This is a genomic window from Thermococcus sp. (assembly GCF_015521605.1).
In the GTDB taxonomy this organism is placed as follows: domain Archaea; phylum Methanobacteriota_B; class Thermococci; order Thermococcales; family Thermococcaceae; genus Thermococcus.
Window position 1 is genome coordinate 1 of sequence record NZ_WANV01000034.1, and the last position, 17,959, is coordinate 17,959.

At 56.8% G+C, this 17,959-nt stretch carries 22 protein-coding genes; 15 read left to right on the forward strand and 7 right to left on the reverse strand.

Annotated features, from left to right (window positions below; translation table 11 throughout):
- From F7C11_RS08190 to rpl18a, 5 genes are all read left to right on the forward strand, one after another.
- A partial coding sequence (locus tag F7C11_RS08190) for a methylmalonyl-CoA mutase (RefSeq protein WP_297092716.1) occupies window positions 1–1,452 on the forward strand: 1,452 nt, incomplete at its 5' end.
- 118 nt (window positions 1,453–1,570) lie between these two features.
- The gene (locus F7C11_RS08195) at window positions 1,571–1,726 is read left to right on the forward strand and encodes a 50S ribosomal protein L39e (RefSeq protein WP_088180793.1); all 156 of its coding nucleotides are present in this window, start codon (window positions 1,571–1,573) and stop codon (window positions 1,724–1,726) included.
- Between the two features lie 10 nt (window positions 1,727–1,736).
- Window positions 1,737–2,009, forward strand: a complete 273-nt coding sequence (locus tag F7C11_RS08200; protein WP_297092717.1) for a 50S ribosomal protein L31e — start codon at window positions 1,737–1,739, stop codon at window positions 2,007–2,009.
- 27 nt (window positions 2,010–2,036) lie between these two features.
- Entirely contained in the window at window positions 2,037–2,723 is a 687-nt protein-coding gene (locus F7C11_RS08205; RefSeq protein ID WP_297092718.1) for a translation initiation factor IF-6, read from the forward strand.
- 17 nt (window positions 2,724–2,740) lie between these two features.
- Entirely contained in the window at window positions 2,741–2,971 is a 231-nt protein-coding gene (rpl18a, locus tag F7C11_RS08210) for a 50S ribosomal protein L18Ae (protein WP_297092719.1), read from the forward strand.
- Between the two features lie 9 nt (window positions 2,972–2,980).
- Here rpl18a and F7C11_RS08215 read toward each other — a convergent pair whose 3' ends face one another.
- Window positions 2,981–3,748, reverse strand: a complete 768-nt coding sequence (locus F7C11_RS08215) for a hypothetical protein (RefSeq protein ID WP_297092720.1) — start codon at window positions 3,746–3,748, stop codon at window positions 2,981–2,983.
- Window positions 3,749–3,780: 32 nt separating this feature from the next.
- Window positions 3,781–4,386, reverse strand: a complete 606-nt coding sequence (locus F7C11_RS08220) for a hypothetical protein (protein WP_297092721.1) — start codon at window positions 4,384–4,386, stop codon at window positions 3,781–3,783.
- A 91-nt stretch (window positions 4,387–4,477) separates the two neighbouring features.
- On the opposite strand from F7C11_RS08220, the gene F7C11_RS08225 reads away from it, so the two are divergent.
- The 5 genes from F7C11_RS08225 to F7C11_RS08245 all read left to right on the forward strand — a co-directional run bounded on the left by F7C11_RS08225 (window position 4,478) and on the right by F7C11_RS08245 (window position 7,059).
- The gene (locus F7C11_RS08225; protein WP_258084846.1) at window positions 4,478–4,894 is read left to right on the forward strand and encodes a YhbY family RNA-binding protein; all 417 of its coding nucleotides are present in this window, start codon (window positions 4,478–4,480) and stop codon (window positions 4,892–4,894) included.
- Window positions 4,895–4,896: 2 nt separating this feature from the next.
- Window positions 4,897–5,349 carry a 30S ribosomal protein S19e gene (locus F7C11_RS08230; protein WP_297092746.1) on the forward strand — a complete coding sequence of 151 codons (453 nt, stop codon included), beginning with the start codon at window positions 4,897–4,899 and terminating at the stop codon, window positions 5,347–5,349.
- 139 nt (window positions 5,350–5,488) lie between these two features.
- Window positions 5,489–5,827, forward strand: coding sequence for a DNA-binding protein (locus F7C11_RS08235; protein WP_258083946.1), 339 nt, complete (start codon window positions 5,489–5,491; stop codon window positions 5,825–5,827).
- A 15-nt stretch (window positions 5,828–5,842) separates the two neighbouring features.
- Window positions 5,843–6,121: a hypothetical protein gene (locus tag F7C11_RS08240; RefSeq protein ID WP_297092722.1), complete on the forward strand. Its 279-nt coding sequence runs from the start codon at window positions 5,843–5,845 to the stop codon at window positions 6,119–6,121.
- A gap of 38 nt (window positions 6,122–6,159) precedes the next feature.
- A complete protein-coding gene (locus F7C11_RS08245) occupies window positions 6,160–7,059 on the forward strand; it encodes a transcription initiation factor IIB (RefSeq protein ID WP_055430060.1) in 900 nt (299 codons plus the stop codon).
- Between the two features lie 14 nt (window positions 7,060–7,073).
- Here F7C11_RS08245 and fen read toward each other — a convergent pair whose 3' ends face one another.
- Together fen and F7C11_RS08255 are read right to left on the reverse strand one after the other, a co-directional pair.
- Complete coding sequence (fen, locus tag F7C11_RS08250) at window positions 7,074–8,099, reverse strand: flap endonuclease-1 (RefSeq protein ID WP_297092723.1); 1,026 nt, start codon at window positions 8,097–8,099, stop codon at window positions 7,074–7,076.
- 96 nt (window positions 8,100–8,195) lie between these two features.
- Window positions 8,196–8,639, reverse strand: a complete 444-nt coding sequence (locus tag F7C11_RS08255; RefSeq protein WP_297092747.1) for a phosphate-starvation-inducible PsiE family protein — start codon at window positions 8,637–8,639, stop codon at window positions 8,196–8,198.
- A 196-nt stretch (window positions 8,640–8,835) separates the two neighbouring features.
- Here F7C11_RS08255 and acs point away from each other — a divergent pair, with 196 nt between their 5' ends.
- Together acs and F7C11_RS08265 are read left to right on the forward strand one after the other, a co-directional pair.
- The gene (acs, locus tag F7C11_RS08260) at window positions 8,836–10,230 is read left to right on the forward strand and encodes an acetate--CoA ligase alpha subunit (RefSeq protein ID WP_297092724.1); all 1,395 of its coding nucleotides are present in this window, start codon (window positions 8,836–8,838) and stop codon (window positions 10,228–10,230) included.
- A gap of 92 nt (window positions 10,231–10,322) precedes the next feature.
- On the forward strand, window positions 10,323–11,030 hold the full coding sequence (locus F7C11_RS08265; protein WP_297092725.1) for a metallophosphoesterase: 708 nt from the start codon (window positions 10,323–10,325) through the stop codon (window positions 11,028–11,030).
- Window positions 11,031–11,038: 8 nt separating this feature from the next.
- On the opposite strand, the gene F7C11_RS08270 is transcribed toward F7C11_RS08265, so the two are convergent.
- The 3 genes from F7C11_RS08270 to F7C11_RS08280 form a co-directional block, all read right to left on the reverse strand.
- Window positions 11,039–11,365, reverse strand: coding sequence for a PRC-barrel domain-containing protein (locus F7C11_RS08270; protein WP_297092726.1), 327 nt, complete (start codon window positions 11,363–11,365; stop codon window positions 11,039–11,041).
- 76 nt (window positions 11,366–11,441) lie between these two features.
- Window positions 11,442–13,958, reverse strand: coding sequence for a CDC48 family AAA ATPase (locus F7C11_RS08275; protein ID WP_297092727.1), 2,517 nt, complete (start codon window positions 13,956–13,958; stop codon window positions 11,442–11,444).
- A complete protein-coding gene (locus F7C11_RS08280; protein ID WP_297092728.1) occupies window positions 13,955–14,716 on the reverse strand; it encodes a hypothetical protein in 762 nt (253 codons plus the stop codon). The genes F7C11_RS08275 and F7C11_RS08280 overlap by 4 nt, the downstream gene beginning before the upstream one ends.
- 130 nt (window positions 14,717–14,846) lie before the next feature.
- Between F7C11_RS08280 and F7C11_RS08285 the strand changes: the two genes are divergently transcribed.
- From F7C11_RS08285 to serS, 3 genes are all read left to right on the forward strand, one after another.
- The gene (locus F7C11_RS08285; RefSeq protein ID WP_297092729.1) at window positions 14,847–15,002 is read left to right on the forward strand and encodes a hypothetical protein; all 156 of its coding nucleotides are present in this window, start codon (window positions 14,847–14,849) and stop codon (window positions 15,000–15,002) included.
- A 289-nt stretch (window positions 15,003–15,291) separates the two neighbouring features.
- Entirely contained in the window at window positions 15,292–16,494 is a 1,203-nt protein-coding gene (glp, locus tag F7C11_RS08290) for a gephyrin-like molybdotransferase Glp (protein WP_297092730.1), read from the forward strand.
- Window positions 16,495–16,568: 74 nt separating this feature from the next.
- Window positions 16,569–17,936, forward strand: coding sequence for a serine--tRNA ligase (gene serS, locus F7C11_RS08295; RefSeq protein WP_297092731.1), 1,368 nt, complete (start codon window positions 16,569–16,571; stop codon window positions 17,934–17,936).
- Window positions 17,937–17,959: the final 23 nt, after the last annotated feature.

Here is a 17,959-nt window from a genome sequence, read left to right on the forward strand (position 1 = left end):
ATGTACCGCGGCAGGTTCTGGACGATGAGGCAGTACGCCGGTTTCGGAACCGCTGAGGAGTCCAACAGGCGCTACAAATACCTCCTGGAGCAGGGCCAGACCGGTCTGAGCGTCGCCTTCGACCTGCCCACCCAGATAGGCTACGACTCCGACCACCCGATGAGCGAGGGTGAGGTCGGAAAGGTCGGCGTCGCCATCGACTCCCTCTGGGACATGCGCATACTCTTCGACGGGATCCCGCTCGACAAGGTCTCAACCTCGATGACCATCAACTCCACCGCCGCCAATCTGCTCGCCATGTACATTCTCGTGGCCGAAGAGCAGGGCGTTCAGCCCCACCAGCTCAGGGGAACGGTTCAGAACGACATCCTCAAGGAGTACATAGCTCGCGGCACCTACATCTTCCCGCCGCAGCCTAGCATGAGGCTCACCACCGACATCATAATGTACTGCGCCGAGAACGTTCCCAAGTGGAACCCGATAAGCATAAGCGGCTACCACATTAGAGAGGCCGGCGCCAACGCCGTCCAGGAAGTTGCCTTCACCCTCGCGGACGGTATTGAGTACGTTAAGGCCGTTATCGAGAGGGGAATGGACGTTGACAAGTTCGCCGGAAGGCTCAGCTTCTTCTTCAACGCCCACAACAACTTCCTTGAGGAGATAGCCAAGTTCAGGGCCGCGAGAAGGCTCTGGGCCTACATAATGAAGGAGTGGTTCAACGCCAAGAACCCGAGGAGCATGCTCCTGCGCTTCCACACCCAGACGGCCGGCTCAACCCTCACCGCCCAGCAGCCGGAGAACAACATCGTTAGGGTTGCCATTCAGGCCCTTGCTGCCGTCCTCGGCGGAACGCAGTCACTCCACACCAACAGCTACGACGAGGCCCTCTCGCTCCCGACCGAGAAGAGCGTTAGGATAGCCCTCAGAACCCAGCAGATAATCGCCTACGAAAGCGGCGTCGTTGACACGATAGACCCGCTCGGCGGAAGCTACTACATCGAGTGGCTCACCGACCACATCTACGAGGAGGCTTTGAAGTACATCGAGAAGATCCAGAAGATGGGCGGCATGATGCGTGCTATTGAGCGCGGCTACATCCAGAAGGAGATAGCGGAGTCAGCTTATAAGTACCAGAGGGAAGTGGAGGAGAAGAAGCGCATCATCGTCGGCGTGAACGAGTTCATAGTCGACGAGCCGCTCGACGTCGAGATACTCAAGGTCGACCCGAGCATCAGGGAGAAGCAGATCGAGCGCCTCAAGAAGCTGAGGAGCGAACGCGACAGCAAGAAGGTCGAGGAGGCCCTCGATAAGCTCAGGAAGGCAGCGGAAACCGAGGACGAGAACCTCATGCCCTACATCATCGAGGCCCACAGGCACCTCGCAACGCTCGGTGAGGTCACCGACGTTCTCCGCGAGGTCTGGGGCGAGTACAGGGCGCCGCTGATATTCTGATTTTGCCCCCCTTTATCCCTTCCCCTATTTCCGCGGGGCTCTTAGACCCCACAAAAAAGCTTAAAAAAGGATAGCCAAAGCATCAACAGGCATCATGATAATCCTAGGAGGTGTAGTTATGGCGAGAAACAAGCCGCTTGCGAAGAAGCTCAGACTTGCCAAGGCCGCGAAGCAGAACAGGCGCATTCCGGTCTGGGTCATCGTCAAGACCAACAGGGAGGTCATGACCCACCCCAAGAGGAGGATGTGGAGAAGGACCAAGCTCAAGGAGTGAGGTGATGTAAATGCCGATCAAGCCCGGTGAAGAGGTCATATTCGTCGTTCCCATCAAGAAGATAAAGAAGCGCGTTCCCCGCTGGAAGAGGGCCCCCAGGGCCGCGAAGTTCGTCCGCGAGTGGATAGCGAGGCACGCAAAGGCCGACGAGGTGGTCATTGGCACCGACGTCAACGAGAAGATCTGGGAGAGGGGCGCAGAGAAGCCGCCCAACAAGCTCCGCGTTAAGGTTATCGTCGAAGAGGAAGAGGGCAAGAGGATTGCCAAGGTCTCCCTCGCCTGATTCCTTTTAATTTAACGAGGTGACGAGATGCACATAGAAAGGCTCGATTTTGAGAACTCCCCGTATCTTGGCGTTTACGGTACCGCGACGGATAGGGTAGTCCTCATCAGGGAGGGCCTCGGCGAGAAGAAGATCGAGGTTCTCAGGGAGGTTCTCAAGGTTCCGCTCATCAAGACGAGCATAATGAAGTCGCGCATAGTCGGCATATTCGCGGCAGGAAACTCCAACGCGATAGTCGTCCCCTGGTACGTCTGGGACGCCGAGCTCGAGAAGATAAACGGCCAGCTCAGGGAACACGGCATAGATACGGAGGTGGTTCCCTTCCAGAGCACCCTCACGGCCTTCGGCAACCTCATCCTGGCCAACGACAGGGCGGCGCTGATAAGCTCCAAGTTCACCAGGGAGGAGGCCAAAAAACTCGAGGACATACTCGGCGTCGAGGTCGAGAGGGGCATGATCGGTGACTTCCACGCCGTGGGAAGCGTCGGAGTGGTCACCAACAGGGGCGGCCTAGTTCACCCCGAGGCGACCGACGAGGAGCTTGAGTGGCTCCGCGACCTCTTCAAGGTTGATATATACGTCGGAACCGCCAACATGGGTGTCCCCTTCGTTGGCTCATGTATGCTGGCGAACTCTCACGGTGTCGTCGTTGGACACCTGACCACTGGACCCGAGATAGTGAAGATTGAAGAAGCCTTGGGCTTCCTTGACTGATGATGGAGGTGTGAGCTATGGAGGTTAAGGTCTTCCGCGTTAGGGGCGTTTTCGAGAGGAACGGAAAGAGGGAGAAGTTCACCAGGGAGTACCGCGGCCTCAGGGCCGAGGATGTCATCGAGATACTCTACTCCGAAGTCGGCAGCAAGCACCGCGTTCCGAGGAACAAGATATGGATCGAGAGCGTCGAGGAGATAAAGCCCGAAGAGGCCGAGAACCCGATCATCAGGAAGCTCAGCGGGCTCTGATTTCCTTTTCTATCCCATCCCAAGCCCGACCGTGAACTCCATTTCTTCCCTCGCCTTCCCAACGCTGAGTCTGAGAGTGAATTTTCCGTGTCCGCTCACGATTGTGAGGCCCTTCATGGCCATCTGGAGCTTCGGCGGGTCAAGGAGCTTTTCGTGGGAGACTACAAGAACTGGCTCATCAATGAACCGATAGGTGAACTTTCCGGGCTCATCGTCGAAGAAGAGTATATCCTCAACCATCTTACCCTCGATGGCTACCTCCGCATACCCGGCTTTTTTCAGGCTCAAACTGACTTCGCCGGCAAAGCCATTCTCGGACGGTTTGAGTGATACCATGGCGTAGTCCTCCACGTCACCGGCGGTCATGACATCGCGGGGGAACGTGAACCTGTAGCTCGGCGTGATATGTAGAAGCAGAACCCCGTTTTTGAGCCTGTATCCCGGGAGCTCAATCCTTCCTGATCCGGGGACGTCGAGCTCAAGCCTATATTCTGCGGGGGTTAATGGGAGCTCGCTGGAGAGGAGGTCTTTCTCGGCCACGAACTTCCGTGACGTGTTGAAAAGCCAGCCAGAGGTGTAGTACTTTGAGCTTCTCCCACCAATCCTAGGACCTATCCAAACGGAACTCGCCGCCCTGAAGATGCCGTACTCAACCTCAAGACTTTCCGGGAGCAGGATCATATTCTCAAGAACCTCGATCCTCTCGGAAATTTCCGCCGCGAGTTTTCCCGCTCTGCCCGAGAAAAATCTACCTCTTGAAATCGTGAGGATTCTCATTCGACGTCCCCAAGGGAGGTGGGAGGGAAAATTTAAATCTCTTTCTCCCTCCAGCCGAGAACCCTCGACTGGTAGTGTCTCTTCGGGAATATCTCCAGCGGATTGATTCCCCTCTCGCGGAGCAGGTGTCTGAGCTCGACCTCGTAGTCCGCCTTCTCAAGCTCCTCGCTCTCCCTGATCTCAACGACGAAGAGCCTCCCGGTCAACTCCCTTATCGTCTTGTAGCCGAGGCCGAGGAGGGGCCTTATGTAAGCGACGTTGAACCTGTCCTCCAGCGAGCGGGCCTTCGGCAGGTCGAGGAATGGAACGCGGTCGTCCCTCCTCGTCCCGTCGCTTATCCGCTCGACCTCCGGGAGTGATGCCAGCTCCTCCAAAGCTCGCTCGTGGATGAACTGTATGGCGTTGTTGGGGTGGCCGTCTTTGACCGCCATATCCGCCGCTTTCTCCAGCGTCTCCCTCGGCAGGTAGAGAACCCTGTGCTCGAAGCCTAGCCTTTCGGCAGTCCCCCTCGCGAATCGCCAGTTGTCGAGGATGCCGAAGCTGACCGTTACCAGCCTCACCTCATAGCCGAGCCTGGTCAGAATCCACGCGCTCAGACTTGAGTCCTTGCCGCCGGAGTAGAGGTGATGGACGAGCATGGTTTGACCTCCCCTTTCCTTTCGTACCCAACACCTTTAAAAGGCCAACCTTTTTAAAGTGCTTGACCGCGAGAGCTAAGAGGTGAGAGAGATGGAGAAACGCTTACCCGGAAAGGTGAGACGCGCCATAAGGGCGAGATACTACGACATCCCCCCGAGGGCGTGGATAGGCAAGAGAGGACTGGATGAGGGCGTCATTGAGGAGATAAACACCCAGCTTGAGAAGGACGGAATCCTGAAGGTGGAAATAAGGAAAGGGGCGCTCATAAGCACCGAGATGGACAGGCGTCAGCTTGCCGAGAAGGTAGCGGAGATGACGGACAGCGAGCTCATCGAGGTTCGCGGCAAAAGGTTTATATTGTTCAAACCGAGGGAAGGTTGGGAAAAGTATTTAAGGAAGCTCCAGAGAAAGGAGCTTTCGAAGGAAAAGCGGGAGGAGAAGCCCGTTAAGAAAGTCAGGCTCGATATCGCTCAATTCAGGAGGAAATTCAAGAAGGGGAGGGATTGAAAGTGGCGACAGTTTATGACGTTCCCGGTGATTTGCTCGTTGAGAGGGTTGCAAAGGCTCTCAAGGAGATCGAGGCCATAAAGCCGCCCGAGTGGGCACCCTTCGTCAAGACCGGAAGACACAAGGAGCGCCTCCCGGAGCAGGAGGACTGGTGGTACTACAGGGTTGCCAGCATCTTCAGGAAGATCTACATCGACGGGCCGGTCGGAATCGAGCGCCTTAGGACCTGGTACGGCGGCAGGAAGAACCGCGGACACGCCCCGGAGCACTTCTACAAGGCCGGAGGAAGCATCATAAGGAAGGCCCTCCAGCAGCTTGAGCAGGCTGGCTTCGTCCAGAAGGTTCCGGGCGAGGGAAGGATCGTCACCCCGCAGGGACAGAGCTTCCTCGACAAGATCGCCACCGAGCTCAAGAAGGAGCTTGAGGAGCAGATTCCGGAGCTCAAGAAGTACTGAGGGCTTCGGCCCTTTAAACCCTTTACTGCCTAACAGTTCCTTCTGGGCACTTTTTCACGCTTGAAGCACTTTCTTGAGTCACCCGCTGAAACGTAAAGCCTTTTAACCCCCTACCCAATCTTAACCCGGAGGTGAGAGGATGGCCGAGGACATAGAGGAGATCAGGAAGCGCAAGCTCATGGAACTGCAGAAAAAGTACCTTGAGCAGCAGAAGGCGCAGGAGGAGGCCATAAGGCAGGAGATGGAGCTTGAAGCCCAGCTCAACGCGATAATGAGAAGGATTCTAACTCAGGACGCCAGGGAAAGGCTCGGAAGGGTAAAGCTGGTTCGTCCTGAACTGGCGAGGCAGGTCGAGCTGGTTCTCGTTCAGCTCTATCAGGCTGGGCAGATAAGGGAGCCCATAGACGATGCCAAGCTGAAGAAAATACTCGCCCAGATCGATGCAAGGACGAGACGGGACTTCAAGATTAAGTGGTAGCCAGAAGGTGCTCCCATGGACGCCAGGGAGATAGTCAGGATACTCGACGAAAAGGGAGAGGTCAGTCTCGAAACCTGGAAGGCCGTCTCGGTTAAGAAGAACAAGGACGGAACCGTTGACGTTCTCTACAAGAACCTGCACGTTGGGACGGACGAGGATCCGGTCTTCCTCTGGATTTACGCCAACATAGTTGAGGACGACTGGGACGTCCGCATTCTTGAGCGGATAACCTTCAAGCGCGAAGACCTCGCCTGGTTACTCCGCTACGTTGTGAAAAAAGGAGAAGGTTTATAAGGGCTTTATAAAATAGCCGGCCGGTTGGGGGTGTTTGAGTGAGCAAGCGTAGGGTCTGCCCGGTCTGTGGCTCGACGGAGTTCATCTACGACCCGGGTAGGGGAGAGGTAGTCTGTAAGGTTTGCGGTTACGTTATTGAGGAGAACGTCATAGATATGGGTCCCGAGTGGCGCGCCTTTGATGCGAGCCAGAGGGAGAAGAGGGCGAGAGTTGGTGCCCCTGAGAGCATTCTCCTTCACGATAAGGGTCTTTCAACGGATATTGGAATTGACAGGAACCTTTCCGGTTTGATGCGTGAAAAGATGTACCGTCTGAGGAAGTGGCAGTCCCGCCTGAGGGTCAGCGATGCAGCCGAGAGGAACCTTGCCTTTGCCCTCAGCGAGCTCGACAGGATAGCCAGCCAGCTCAAGCTTCCCAGGCACGTTGAGGAGGAAGCCGCTCGCTTATATCGTGAGGCCGTGAGAAAGGGCCTCATAAGGGGACGCTCCATTGAGAGCGTTATCGCCGCCTGTGTCTACGCCGCGTGCAGGCTCCTGAAAGTCCCGAGGACTCTCGACGAGATAGCCGATATCTCTCGCGTTGACAAGAAGGAGATAGGCAGGAGCTTCCGCTTCATTGCCAGAAACCTCAACCTGACCCCGAAGAAGCTCTTCGTCAAGCCGACCGACTACGTGAACAAGTTCGCCGACGAGCTGGGGCTCAGCGAGAGGGTGAGGAGGCGCGCGATAGCCATACTCGACGAGGCATACGACAAGGGGCTGACGAGCGGAAAGAGCCCCGCGGGTCTGGTCGCGGCCGCCCTCTACATTGCCGGACTGCTGGAGGATGAGAAGAGAACCCAGAGGGAGGTTGCAGAAGTCGCGCGCGTCACCGAGGTCACCGTCAGGAACCGCTACAAGGAGCTCGTTGACAAGCTCAACCTGAAGATTCCGGTTTGAGAAAAAGAAAAGGGTCAGCGCTTTCCGAACCAGCTCTCCAGTGTCGCCTGTTTTCCTGCTTTTACAGCTTTTCTCAGCCGCTCAAGGCCGTTCTTCACCCTCTCCTCGCTGAAGTCGTGCTCGTCGCAGAGGAACTTGAGGATCCCCTCCTCGTCCGGTTCGCGCCACTTCAGCTCGTACTCGTCCGTGACGGGTGGATTGAGGAAGAACTCCTTTATCGCGTAGAGGTCGACTTCACTGTCCCTGTTGTACTTCTTCAGCGGATCTTTGGTGCGCTTGACTATTGTAAGGGCCTTCTTTGGCCCGATGCCCTTTACCCCGCCGGGATTGTAGTCCGTGCCGACCAGTATGGCCATCTCTATGAGCTTCTCCCTGTCCACGCCAAGCTCCTTGAGCACCTCCTCCAGCACTATCAGCTCCGGGCGGACTTCAACGTAGACGTTCTTCCCGGGGAGCTTCCGCCTGCCCGTTATCGTGACGTTTCTCACCAGTCTGGGAGCACCGAAGAGGAGCGAATCGTAGTCCTGGCTGGCCGAGGCGTAGACCTTCTTTCTTGCGGCCATGTAAGCGGCCTGGGCCTCACCCTCGCTGGGCGCCTGGATCACGGGGATTCCCATCAGCTCAAGGAGCTTCTTGGCGTCGTTTATCAGCCCCTCGTTGACCCTGGTTGCACGCATCGCGTACTTCTTCGCCTCCTCAAGCTCGCCGCGCTCCAGGGCCTCGTACCACTTCTCCTCGGCCTCTTCCCTCGCCTCACGGCGCTTCTCTATCTCCTTCTTCTTGAACTCCGGCGGCTTGCCGTCGAAAACGTATGCTGGCTTTATTCCGGCCTCCATTAGGTTGATGTTCCTGTAGAAGAGGCCGCTGAGGTGAGAGGTTATCCTCCCCCGGGAGTCCATGAGGGGGGTACCGTCCCTCTGCCTTATGGTTGAGAGGAACTGGTATATGGCGTTGAACGCGTCTATTGCGACCTTTCTCCCGTAGAGGTTCTCCAGTTCAATCTCCTTCCTCGGAACGAGCTCTCCAATCTGTACTCCCACCAGTCACCACCTGAGAAGGGTTTTGGTGCAGGGGATATTTAGCCTTTGCCTCAGCCTACCGGATTGCTCCTCACCCCTCGGGGAGGGGAAGGGTCATCATCGGCCTTTCCCATGCTCTATGAGGAACTCCTCGTGCTGAGTGGCCCGCTTCCTCTCCTGGACGTATATCCAGCCCATCACGAAGAGCAGGATGGCCATCCCCACGAGTGTCTGCCAGCCGAGCTTTGAGTAGTCGGGGGTTATTATGATCTTTCTCACCATCGCCAGAATTCCGAGCTCGACGACGTTCCTCATGCTCACGTGGTGCTCCTTGAGGTACATGGAGAGCAGTTCAAGGATTTCGAGGAAGATTATTATCATGACTATCTCGCGGAGGACCAACTCGATTTCAAAATTCACAATGCTCGTCCTCACGAGGTCAAACATCATGTAGAGCACGTAGCCCATTGTAATCGCTGCAAGACCTACGACAACCAGGTCAAAGGCAACGGTGAGCCAGTACATCACGTGTTTTTCAATTACGGAGGGTTCACGGGTCATCACGATTCCCCTTAGATATCGGATGCCAATTAATAAAAACTTTTTTTGCAGCATAGGGGGGGAGCCAATGGATGGTTATGAACCCAAGGTTCTTTTAACGTCCGTCGATTCAGTTATCGTCAAAACGAGAAGAGAAAAGTTATAACTCGTTTTACGGACGTGAAACTGTAACTTTCATTCAGGTGAGGTGATTGAGATGGACGGAAACTTGGAGGCCCTCTTCAGACCCAGGAGCATCGCCGTCATCGGCGCTTCTGAAAAACCGGGCAAGATAGGATACGCTGTTATGAAAAACCTCGTTGAGTACGGCTACGATGGCAAGATATATCCGGTCAACATCAAGGGTGTTGAGATAGAGATAAACGGAAGGAAGTTCCAGTCCTATAAGAGCATCCTCGACGTTCCGGATGAGGTCGACATGGCAGTCATCGTCGTCCCGGCCAAGTTCGTTCCGCAGGTCGTCGAGGAGGCCGGAAAGAAGGGCGTCAAGGTTCTCCCGATAATAAGCTCCGGCTTCGGCGAGCTTGGTGAGGAGGGTAAGAAGGTAGAGAGGCAGATAGTGGAGACCGCACACAAATACGGCATGAGGATCCTCGGTCCGAACATCTTCGGCGTCGTTTACACCCCCGCCAAGATGAACGCCACCTTCGGGCCGACCGACGTCATGCCGGGCAGCCTTGCCCTCATCAGCCAGAGCGGGGCTTTGGGAATAGCCCTTATGGGCTGGACCATCCTTGAGAAGGTCGGGCTTTCGGCCGTCGTCAGCGTCGGAAACAAGAGCGACATAGACGACGCCGACCTGCTTGAGTTCTTCAAGACCGACGACAACACCAAGGCAATTCTCATCTACATGGAGGGCGTCAAGGACGGGAGGAAATTCATGGAGGTCGCGAAGGAGGTCAGCAAGGAGAAGCCGATAATCATCATCAAGGCTGGAAGGAGCGAGCGCGGCGCAAAGGCAGCCGCCAGCCACACCGGCTCACTCGCCGGCGCCGACAAGATATACGAGGCCGCATTCAAGCAGAGCGGTGTTCTTCGCGCCCTCACCATCGGCGAGGCCTTTGACTGGGCGAGAACGCTGAGCAACCTTCCGGAGCCGGAGGGAGAGAACCTCGTCATACTCACCAACGGCGGTGGAATAGGAGTTATGGCCACCGACGCCGCCGAGGAGGAGGGACTGCACCTCTACGACAACCTCGATGATCTCAAGGTCTTCGCCAACCACATGCCGCCCTTCGGCTCCTACAAGAACCCGGTTGACCTGACCGGTATGGCCGGAGCGGAGAGCTACGAGGGTGCCGTTCGCGATGCCCTTGCCAACCCGAACATGCACGCCATAGCCGTCCTCTACTGCCAGACGGCAGTTCTCGACCCGCGCGACCTCGCGAAGATAGTTATCCGCGAGTACAACGAGAGCGGAAGGAAGAAGCCGCTCGTCGTTGCCATCGTCGGCGGCATCGAGGCCAAGGAAGCCATCGACATGCTCAACGAGGAGGGAATCCCGGCCTATCCGGAGCCGGAAAGGGCCATCAAGTCCCTCGCGGCGCTCTACAGGTGGAGCAGGTGGAAGAAGAGGCAGAAGGGCGAGTGAGCCCTTTCTCTCTTCTAATTCCCATTTCATCCCTCGGTTCCCGTTCGGTAAGTGTTTTAACGTGCTCCCCCAAGAGGTTTTAGGGAAGTGCCATGCGCATCGCCCTCATCTCGGACATCCACTCCAACTGGGAGGCACTCCAGGCGGTCTGGAGAGAGGTTAAGAAGGCGGACGCCATACTCTGCATGGGTGACCTGGTCGGCTACGGCGCCAGTCCAAACGAGGTAGTCAATTTCGTCAGGGAGCAGATGGAAAAAAGAGTCTTCCTCTGCGTCCGCGGCAACCACGACAACGCGATAGCCTTCGGTGCTGAGTGGGGATTCAACCCCTACGCGAGGCAGGCCGTAAGGTGGCACCAGCGGGTGATGACGAGTGAGAACCTTGAGTTTCTCAGAAGGCTTCCGATAAGGCAGCTCTTCACCGACGACACCGGGCGGAGCTACCTCCTCATCCACGGCTCTCCGAGAGCGCCCATAGACGAGTACCTCTTTCCCTGGTTCTCTGACGAGGAGTTCAGGGCGGTTCTGAGCTACGTCAGGCAGGACGATCTCCTGGTCGGCCACACCCACGTGCCGATGATGAGGGTTATAGACGGCAGGAGGGTGATAAACCCCGGCGGTGTCGGTCAGCCCCGCGATGGGGACTGGAGGTCTGCTTACGCCATGATTGACACCGAAAAAGAGCCCCCGGACAACGTCGAGTTCCGCCGGGTGGAGTACGATGTCGACTCCGCAGCGGAGAAGATAATAGAAGCAGGGCTTCCAAGGTTTCTGGCGATGAGGCTCTACGAGGGATATTAAAGGAGGGATCACTCCCCAGGGATCTGGGATTCCTCCTCGGAGAGCCTTCTCTTTATCGTGCCGACCCTTCTGAGCTTGGACTTGACGGCGAGCTTGCCCGAGTCTATTATGATTACCTCGCCGATGCTTTTAACCGCGCTGATCGGGATGAGGAGGAGACCCTCGTGATCGGTGACAAACTCGCTCGTGTCGAGATCTTCATCCGGCTCGGCAACTATCACAAGAATATCGCCGGTTTCCTCATCGAAGCTGAGGTCGTAAACCCAGCCGAGCCTTATACCGGTGTCGGTTATCAGCTCCACGTCCCTAAGCTTGGAAGCTATTATCTTGACCATTTTCGCCACCCCTCGGTTTAATCGTGTAAGTTCTTGGGCACCAACGTATAAAACTTTTTCCAAAAGGAAAAGGAAATCAGAAGGTGTAGTAGTCCGGCCCCCGCTCCCGCCTCTCGACGCGTGACTTCCTGCTCTCCTCGAAGTTCCTGTAGTAGTCGATCATGTACGGGGTTATGCTCGGCTTGACTTTCTTGAGGGCCTCCTCAAAGTCCCTCCTTGAAACCCTGAGCTTCTCAAGGAACTCCTCGCTCTCCTCCTCGACCAGCTCCACCGGAAGCTCCGTCATTATCCTGCGCATCGCCAGCAGCGCTGCCTCCCTCACGAGGGCCTCGATGTCGGCTCCGGAGTAGCCCTCCGTCTTCTTCGCCAGCTCGCGGAGGTTAACATCGCTGGCCAGGGGGACGCGCCTCGTGTGGACTTTCAGTATCTCCAGTCTGGCCTTCTCGTCCGGTGCAGGAACGAGTATCAGCCTGTCAAATCTGCCCGGCCTCAGGAGGGCAGGATCAAGGATGTCTGGCCTGTTGGTCGCCGCTATGACGACGACACCGCTGTTCCTCTCGATGCCGTCCATCTCTGTCAGAAGCTGGTTGATGAGCCTGTCCGTGACCCTGCTCATGTCACTTCCCCTGGCGGGGGCTATTGCGTCTATCTCGTCGATGAATATCACCGTTGGAGCCGCCTGCCTGGCCTTCCTGAATATCTCCCTCACGCGCTTCTCGCTCTCACCGACCCACTTTGAGAGGACTTCCGGCCCGCGGATGCCGATGAAGTTGGCTTCACTCTCCGTTGCGACCGCTTTGGCCAGCAAAGTTTTACCGGTTCCGGGCGGACCATAGAGGAGGACTCCCCTCGGCGGTTCTATTCCGAGCCTCTGGAAGGCCTTCGGGTACTTGAGCGGCCACTCGACGGCCTCCTTGAGTTCCTGCTTCACCTCGTCGAGACCGCCCACGTCCTCCCAGCGAACGTTTGGCATCTCGATAAGAACCTCCCTCAGGGCGGAGGGCTCGACCATCTTGAGGGCCTCGTAGAAGTCCGCCTTCCTCACGCGAAGCTCCTGGAGAACCTCCGGGGGAATGCGCTCCTGCTCCGGGCTTATCTTGCCCTCGTTGATGAGCCTCCTGAGAACCACCATGGCGGCCTCTCTAGCCAGCGCGGCAAGGTCTGCACCAACGAAGCCGTGCGTCTTCTCGGCTATCTCCTCAAGCATCCTGTCTATCAGCCTGCTCCTGACCTCCGGATAGACCTCGCTCTCGCTCTTGAGGGCTTCCTTGACCTCTTCATCGCTCTTCGCGGCGCTGACCTTCTCGAGGAGCCTCTCCAGCTTCGCCTTCTCAAAACTCTCCCTCTTCATGAGCTCCTTGAGAACTTTGAGGACGGTGGCCTTGTCGTAGTCCGGTTCAAGGGGCATTCCCCTGGTGTGTATCTGGAGTATCTCCTTCCTGCCCTTCTTGTCGGGAACACCGACCTCGATCTCCCTGTCGAACCTGCCGGGTCTCCTTAATGCAGGGTCAAGGGCGTCCGGTCTGTTGGTGGCGGCGATAACTATGACCTTGCCCCTGCCCTTCAGGCCGTCCATCAGGGTGAGCAGCTGTGAAACGACCCTCTTCTCGACCTCTCCAACCACTTCTTCCCTCTTTGGGGCTATTGCGTCAATTTCATCGATGAAGATTATGCTCGGTGCGTTCTCCTCGGCGTCCTTGAATATCTCCCTCAAACGCTCCTCGCTCTCTCCGTAGAACTTGCTCATTATCTCCGGCCCGTTGATGGCTATGAAGTGAGCATTGGCCTCGTTCGCTACCGCCTTGGCGAGGAGAGTCTTCCCTGTTCCGGGTGGGCCGTAGAGGAGCACGCCCTTGGGCGGTTCTATGCCGAGCCTCTCAAAGAGCTCAGGGTGCTTGAGCGGGAGCTCGACCATCTCGCGTATCTTCTGAATCGCATCGCTCAGGCCGCCGATGTCCTCGTAGGTAACCTCCGGGATGGCCTCCTCCCGTATCTCCACCGCCTGGGGGAGAACCTCGACCTCGGTGTTGTAGGTTATCTGGACGATGCCTCTCGGGACGGTGTTCACGACGACGAACTTGAGCTCTCCAAAGCCGAGGGGCATCGTCTCGAAGAGCCCCCTGAGCAGCTCGTCGAAGGGAGAGCCTCCGTAGTAACCACCCTCACTCCTGCTGCTCGCAACGATGAGGTCTCCCTTCAGAACGGGCCTGCCAAGGAGGTTCTGCTTGACCATGTCCCCGGGTATCTGGATGAAGACACCCTTCTGTGCAGGTGCAAGGACGACCTTCTTCGCCTCCTGCACCTCCGCCTTGGAAACCGTGACGTAGTCCCCTATGCTCACCCCCGCGTTCCTCCTGATGTAGCCGTCCATCCTGATGATGTCCAGTCCACGGTCGTCGGGGTGGGGGTTGGCCACTATCGCGGCGGTGGTTCTCTCTCCGATCAGCTCAACTATGTCTCCGGGCTCAACGCCGAGTTGCTTCTGGTACTTCCTGTCGAAGCGGACTATCCCCCTGCCAACGTCCCTCTTCAAAGCCTCGGCAACGCGGAGCTTGATTTTCTCATACCTCTCCTCGTCCTTACCAAAAATCATCTTGACCGCCTCCTCTGCTTTTCGATAGCCTCCTCAAGCGTTAGATTGCCCAGGGCCACCTCGCGGGCGAGCTTTGAGGATATCGTGATGTTACCGCTCAGCTCGCGACTGCGTCTCTTTATGTCCTCAATCTCACGCTTCGTGGGTTCCTTTGCCTCTATGAGCTCTCCAATGGGAACCTCCCTTCCCTCGCGCAGGCCGATGTTTATGGCCGCCACGATATCCTGAACCTGGGAAACCTCTATCCCTCCTACCTTGGGGGTAGTTCTTGACTCGTTAACGACGGTTATGGGGTAATCGTATCCCAGCAGGTCGGCGAGGGCTTTCAGCATGAGAATCCTCTGCCTCTTAGCCCCGTGCCCTATCTTGATTTTAGCGCCCGGGTACTTCTCCAGCAGGTCGAGGATTATTTCAACGTCCCTCGGGTTCTTCAGGTGGTGAACCTCAAGCACGCGGTTGTCGGCGACGACGCTCAGGCCCGGCCTCTCACCGGGGTCAATGGCTATGTACACCCTTTTAAACCTCTCCCTTCCCTCAAGCTTGGCGAGGAGTTCGTCTATAAAGTTCTCGTTCCTCACGATGACCTTGACCGGAAAGTCCACCCTGTCGTAGTCCGCCTCGCCCGTCAGGACGACTTCAACATCGAAGGGTATCCTGTCCCCGATCCGAATGCTGTGGAACGGTATATGGTACTCCTTCAGCACCTTCGTTGCCAGGTAGTAAACCCTGGCGTCGCTTGTTACTATCGCCACTCTCATGGTTTCTGATACGTCTCCACAATTAAAAACCTTTCTAACCGTTCTAATCAAAAATTTTGGCCACGAAAGGCTTTAATTCTGTGGAAAAAAGTTTATAAGCCATTATTGGCAAGTAGAAAGGGGGATCGGGATGCAGCCTCCTAAGAAAAAGAAGAAGGTCGAGGAGTTTGAGGAGGAAGAACTCTTCGAGGAAGAGGAGGAGTGGGAGCTCGAAGAGGACTGGGAGGACGAGGACTGGGAAGAGGAGTGGGAGGAGGAAGACTGGGAAGAGGATGAAGAGTGGTGATTTTATAGCTCTTTGAGTTTCTCCATCGCCTTTCCGTGGTTGGCTTTTGCCCGTCCTCCCGACTGGCGTGAGGCCGATTTTATCTGCCCCCTCCGCCCCAAGACTGCACCGGAGTGAGGGGCCCACGGCTAAGGGTTGGGGGAAATTTTCGGTTCGCGAACATTATCTTCACCATGATAATCTTGGATAGGATAAACTCCTGGGGTTTCTGAAGGCTCGACTGAAGGTAAACACTCCCACTTACGCAACCCATTTATATAACCGCGTTCTCTCTTCTCCCGGTGATAGAATGGCGTTCCTTAAGGTCGTCCCCCTGGAGAAAGCGCTTGAGGTCATAGGCTCATTCCCCCTGAGGCCAGGAATCGAAAGCGTCCCCCTGAGCGAAGCCCTGGGCAGGGTTCTGGCCGAGGACGTGGTCTCTCCGGTAGACGTCCCCCCCTTTGACAGGGCCACCGTCGACGGCTACGCCCTCAGGGCTGAAGATACGTTTATGGCGAGCGAGAGCGAACCGGTCAGGCTGAAGGTCATCGGCGAGGTCAACGCAGGAGACAACCCGGACTTCGAGCTAAAGCCCGGTGAGAGTGTTTACATCTCCACGGGTGCGCCTCTGCCTAAGGGTGCTGACGCGGTGATACAGTTCGAGGACGTGGACAGGGAAGGTGAGGAGGTCATCATCTACAAGCCGGCCTATCCCGGGCTCGGCGTCATGAAGGCAGGAACGGACATCCCCAAAGGCAAGACCCTCCTCAAACGCGGTACCAAGCTGACATTCAAGAACACCGCGCTCCTGTCCGCCGTGGGAATCGCCGAGGTTCCGGTCTTCCGAAGACCCAGGGTGGCGGTTATAAGCACCGGGAACGAAGTAGTCCTCCCCGGCGCAGAGCTGAGGTACGGGCAGATATACGACATAAACGGCCGTGCCATAGCGGACGCGGTCAGGGAGCTCGGTGGTGAGGCGCTCTTCCTTGGCATAGCCCGGGACGACCGCGAGAGCCTTAAAGCGCTGATAGAAAAGGGTGTTGAGTGCTGCGACGTGGTAATCCTCAGCGGCGGTGCGAGCGGTGGAATAAGGGATCTGACCAGCTCGATAATCGAGGAGCTCGGTGAGGTGAAAATCCACGGCATAGCGATCCAGCCGGGTAAACCGACGATAATCGGCCTGATCAATGGAAAGCCCGTCTTTGGGCTGCCCGGCTATCCGACCAGCTGTCTGACCAACTTCACCCTCCTCGTCGCGCCGCTCCTTAGAAAGCTCCTCGGAAGGGAGAGCGAGGTCAGGAAGGTCAGGAAAAAGCTCGCCCACAAGGTCTTCTCCGTCAAGGGCAGACGTCAGTTCCTGCCGGTCAGGGTAGAGGGCGATAGGGCGGTGCCGATACTCAAGGGGAGCGGGGCAGTCACGAGCTTCATAGAGGCCGACGGCTTCATCGAGGTGCCGGAGAACGTGGAGATACTCCAGGCCGGCGAAGAGGTGGAGGTTACATTTTTCGGTTGAGTTCGTCGCCCCTCCAAATCTCCCATCAAAACCTTTTTTAAACTCCTTCACCTTCTTTCCCCAGGTGAAAGACTATGCTGGACATAAAGCTCATCCGTGAAAACCCCGACCTCGTCAAGGGCGACCTCATAAAGCGCGGCGAGCTTGAAAAGCTCAAGTGGATAGACGAGATCCTGGAGCTCGACAGGAAGTGGCGCGAGAACCTGAAGAGGATAAACGCCCTCAGGAAGGAGCGCAACCAGCTTGCCGTTCAGATAGGTAAGCGTAAGAAAGCCGGGGAGCCGATAGATGACCTCCTCGCGAGGAGCAACGAAATAGTGAAGCAGATTGAGGTCCTTGAGAAAGAGGTTGAGGAGCTCAGGAAGAAGATCGACTACTATCTCTGGCGTTTGCCCAACATCACCCACGAGAGCGTTCCGGTCGGCAAGGACGACAGCGAGAACGTCCCCATAAGGTTCTGGGGCAAGGCGAGGGTCTGGGAGGGCTTTCTTGAGAGCTTTAAGGAGCAGAGCCTCGGGAAGATGGACTACGAGGTTCTTGACTGGAAGCCGAGGCTTCACGTTGATATGCTCGAGCTCCTCCGCGGTGCCGACCTTGAGAGGGCCGCCAAGGTCAGCGGTTCGCGCTTCTACTACCTCATGAACGAACTGGTCATCCTCGACCTGGCGTTGCTCCGCTTCGCCCTCGACAAGCTCATCGAGAAGGGCTTCGTCCCGGTTATACCGCCCTACATGGTGCGCCGCTTTGTTGAGGAGGGCGTCACCAGCTTCGGCGACTTCGAGGACGTCATCTACAAGGTCGAGGGGGAAGACCTCTACCTCATCCCGACGGCCGAGCACCCGCTCGCCGGAATGCACGCCAACGAGATAATTGAAGGCAAGGACTTGCCCCTCCTCTACGTCGGAATAAGCCCGTGCTTCAGGAAGGAGGCCGGCACGGCCGGAAAGGATACGAAGGGAATCTTCCGCGTCCACCAGTTCCATAAGGTCGAGCAGTTCGTCTATTCGAGGCCAGAGGAGAGCTGGGAGTGGCACGAGAAGCTAATCCAGAACGCGGAGGAGATATTCCAGGAGCTTGAAATTCCCTACAGGGTTGTCAACATATGCACCGGTGATCTGGGCTACGTCGCTGCCAAGAAGTATGACATAGAGGCCTGGATGGCCGGCCAGGGCAAGTTCAGGGAGGTCGTCAGTGCGAGCAACTGCACCGAGTGGCAGGCGAGAAGGCTTAACATCCGCTACCGCGACAAGACCCACGAGAAGCCCAGGTTCGTCCACACCCTCAACTCGACGGCGATAGCGACGTCGAGGGCGATAGTGGCGATACTTGAGAACTTCCAGACGGAGGAAGGCGTCGTAAAGCTCCCGAGGGCAATCTGGAAGTACACCGGCTTCAAGGAGATTCTGCCGGCCCACATGAAGGAGAGGTGCTGTCAGGACTGACAATGTTTTCCTTTTCCATCTTG

Coding starts and splice junctions, on each gene's coding strand:
- F7C11_RS08195 (WP_088180793.1), top strand. CDS start 1,571: ATGGCGAGAAACAAGCCGCTTGCGAAGAAGCTCAGACTTGCCAAGGCC.
- F7C11_RS08200 (WP_297092717.1), top strand. CDS start 1,737: ATGCCGATCAAGCCCGGTGAAGAGGTCATATTCGTCGTTCCCATCAAG.
- F7C11_RS08205 (WP_297092718.1), top strand. CDS start 2,037: ATGCACATAGAAAGGCTCGATTTTGAGAACTCCCCGTATCTTGGCGTT.
- rpl18a (WP_297092719.1), top strand. CDS start 2,741: ATGGAGGTTAAGGTCTTCCGCGTTAGGGGCGTTTTCGAGAGGAACGGA.
- F7C11_RS08215 (WP_297092720.1), bottom strand. CDS start 3,748: ATGAGAATCCTCACGATTTCAAGAGGTAGATTTTTCTCGGGCAGAGCG.
- F7C11_RS08220 (WP_297092721.1), bottom strand. CDS start 4,386: ATGCTCGTCCATCACCTCTACTCCGGCGGCAAGGACTCAAGTCTGAGC.
- F7C11_RS08225 (WP_258084846.1), top strand. CDS start 4,478: ATGGAGAAACGCTTACCCGGAAAGGTGAGACGCGCCATAAGGGCGAGA.
- F7C11_RS08235 (WP_258083946.1), top strand. CDS start 5,489: ATGGCCGAGGACATAGAGGAGATCAGGAAGCGCAAGCTCATGGAACTG.
- F7C11_RS08240 (WP_297092722.1), top strand. CDS start 5,843: ATGGACGCCAGGGAGATAGTCAGGATACTCGACGAAAAGGGAGAGGTC.
- F7C11_RS08255 (WP_297092747.1), bottom strand. CDS start 8,639: ATGACCCGTGAACCCTCCGTAATTGAAAAACACGTGATGTACTGGCTC.
- acs (WP_297092724.1), top strand. CDS start 8,836: ATGGACGGAAACTTGGAGGCCCTCTTCAGACCCAGGAGCATCGCCGTC.
- F7C11_RS08265 (WP_297092725.1), top strand. CDS start 10,323: ATGCGCATCGCCCTCATCTCGGACATCCACTCCAACTGGGAGGCACTC.
- F7C11_RS08270 (WP_297092726.1), bottom strand. CDS start 11,365: ATGGTCAAGATAATAGCTTCCAAGCTTAGGGACGTGGAGCTGATAACC.
- F7C11_RS08275 (WP_297092727.1), bottom strand. CDS start 13,958: ATGATTTTTGGTAAGGACGAGGAGAGGTATGAGAAAATCAAGCTCCGC.
- F7C11_RS08280 (WP_297092728.1), bottom strand. CDS start 14,716: ATGAGAGTGGCGATAGTAACAAGCGACGCCAGGGTTTACTACCTGGCA.
- F7C11_RS08285 (WP_297092729.1), top strand. CDS start 14,847: ATGCAGCCTCCTAAGAAAAAGAAGAAGGTCGAGGAGTTTGAGGAGGAA.
- glp (WP_297092730.1), top strand. CDS start 15,292: ATGGCGTTCCTTAAGGTCGTCCCCCTGGAGAAAGCGCTTGAGGTCATA.
- serS (WP_297092731.1), top strand. CDS start 16,569: ATGCTGGACATAAAGCTCATCCGTGAAAACCCCGACCTCGTCAAGGGC.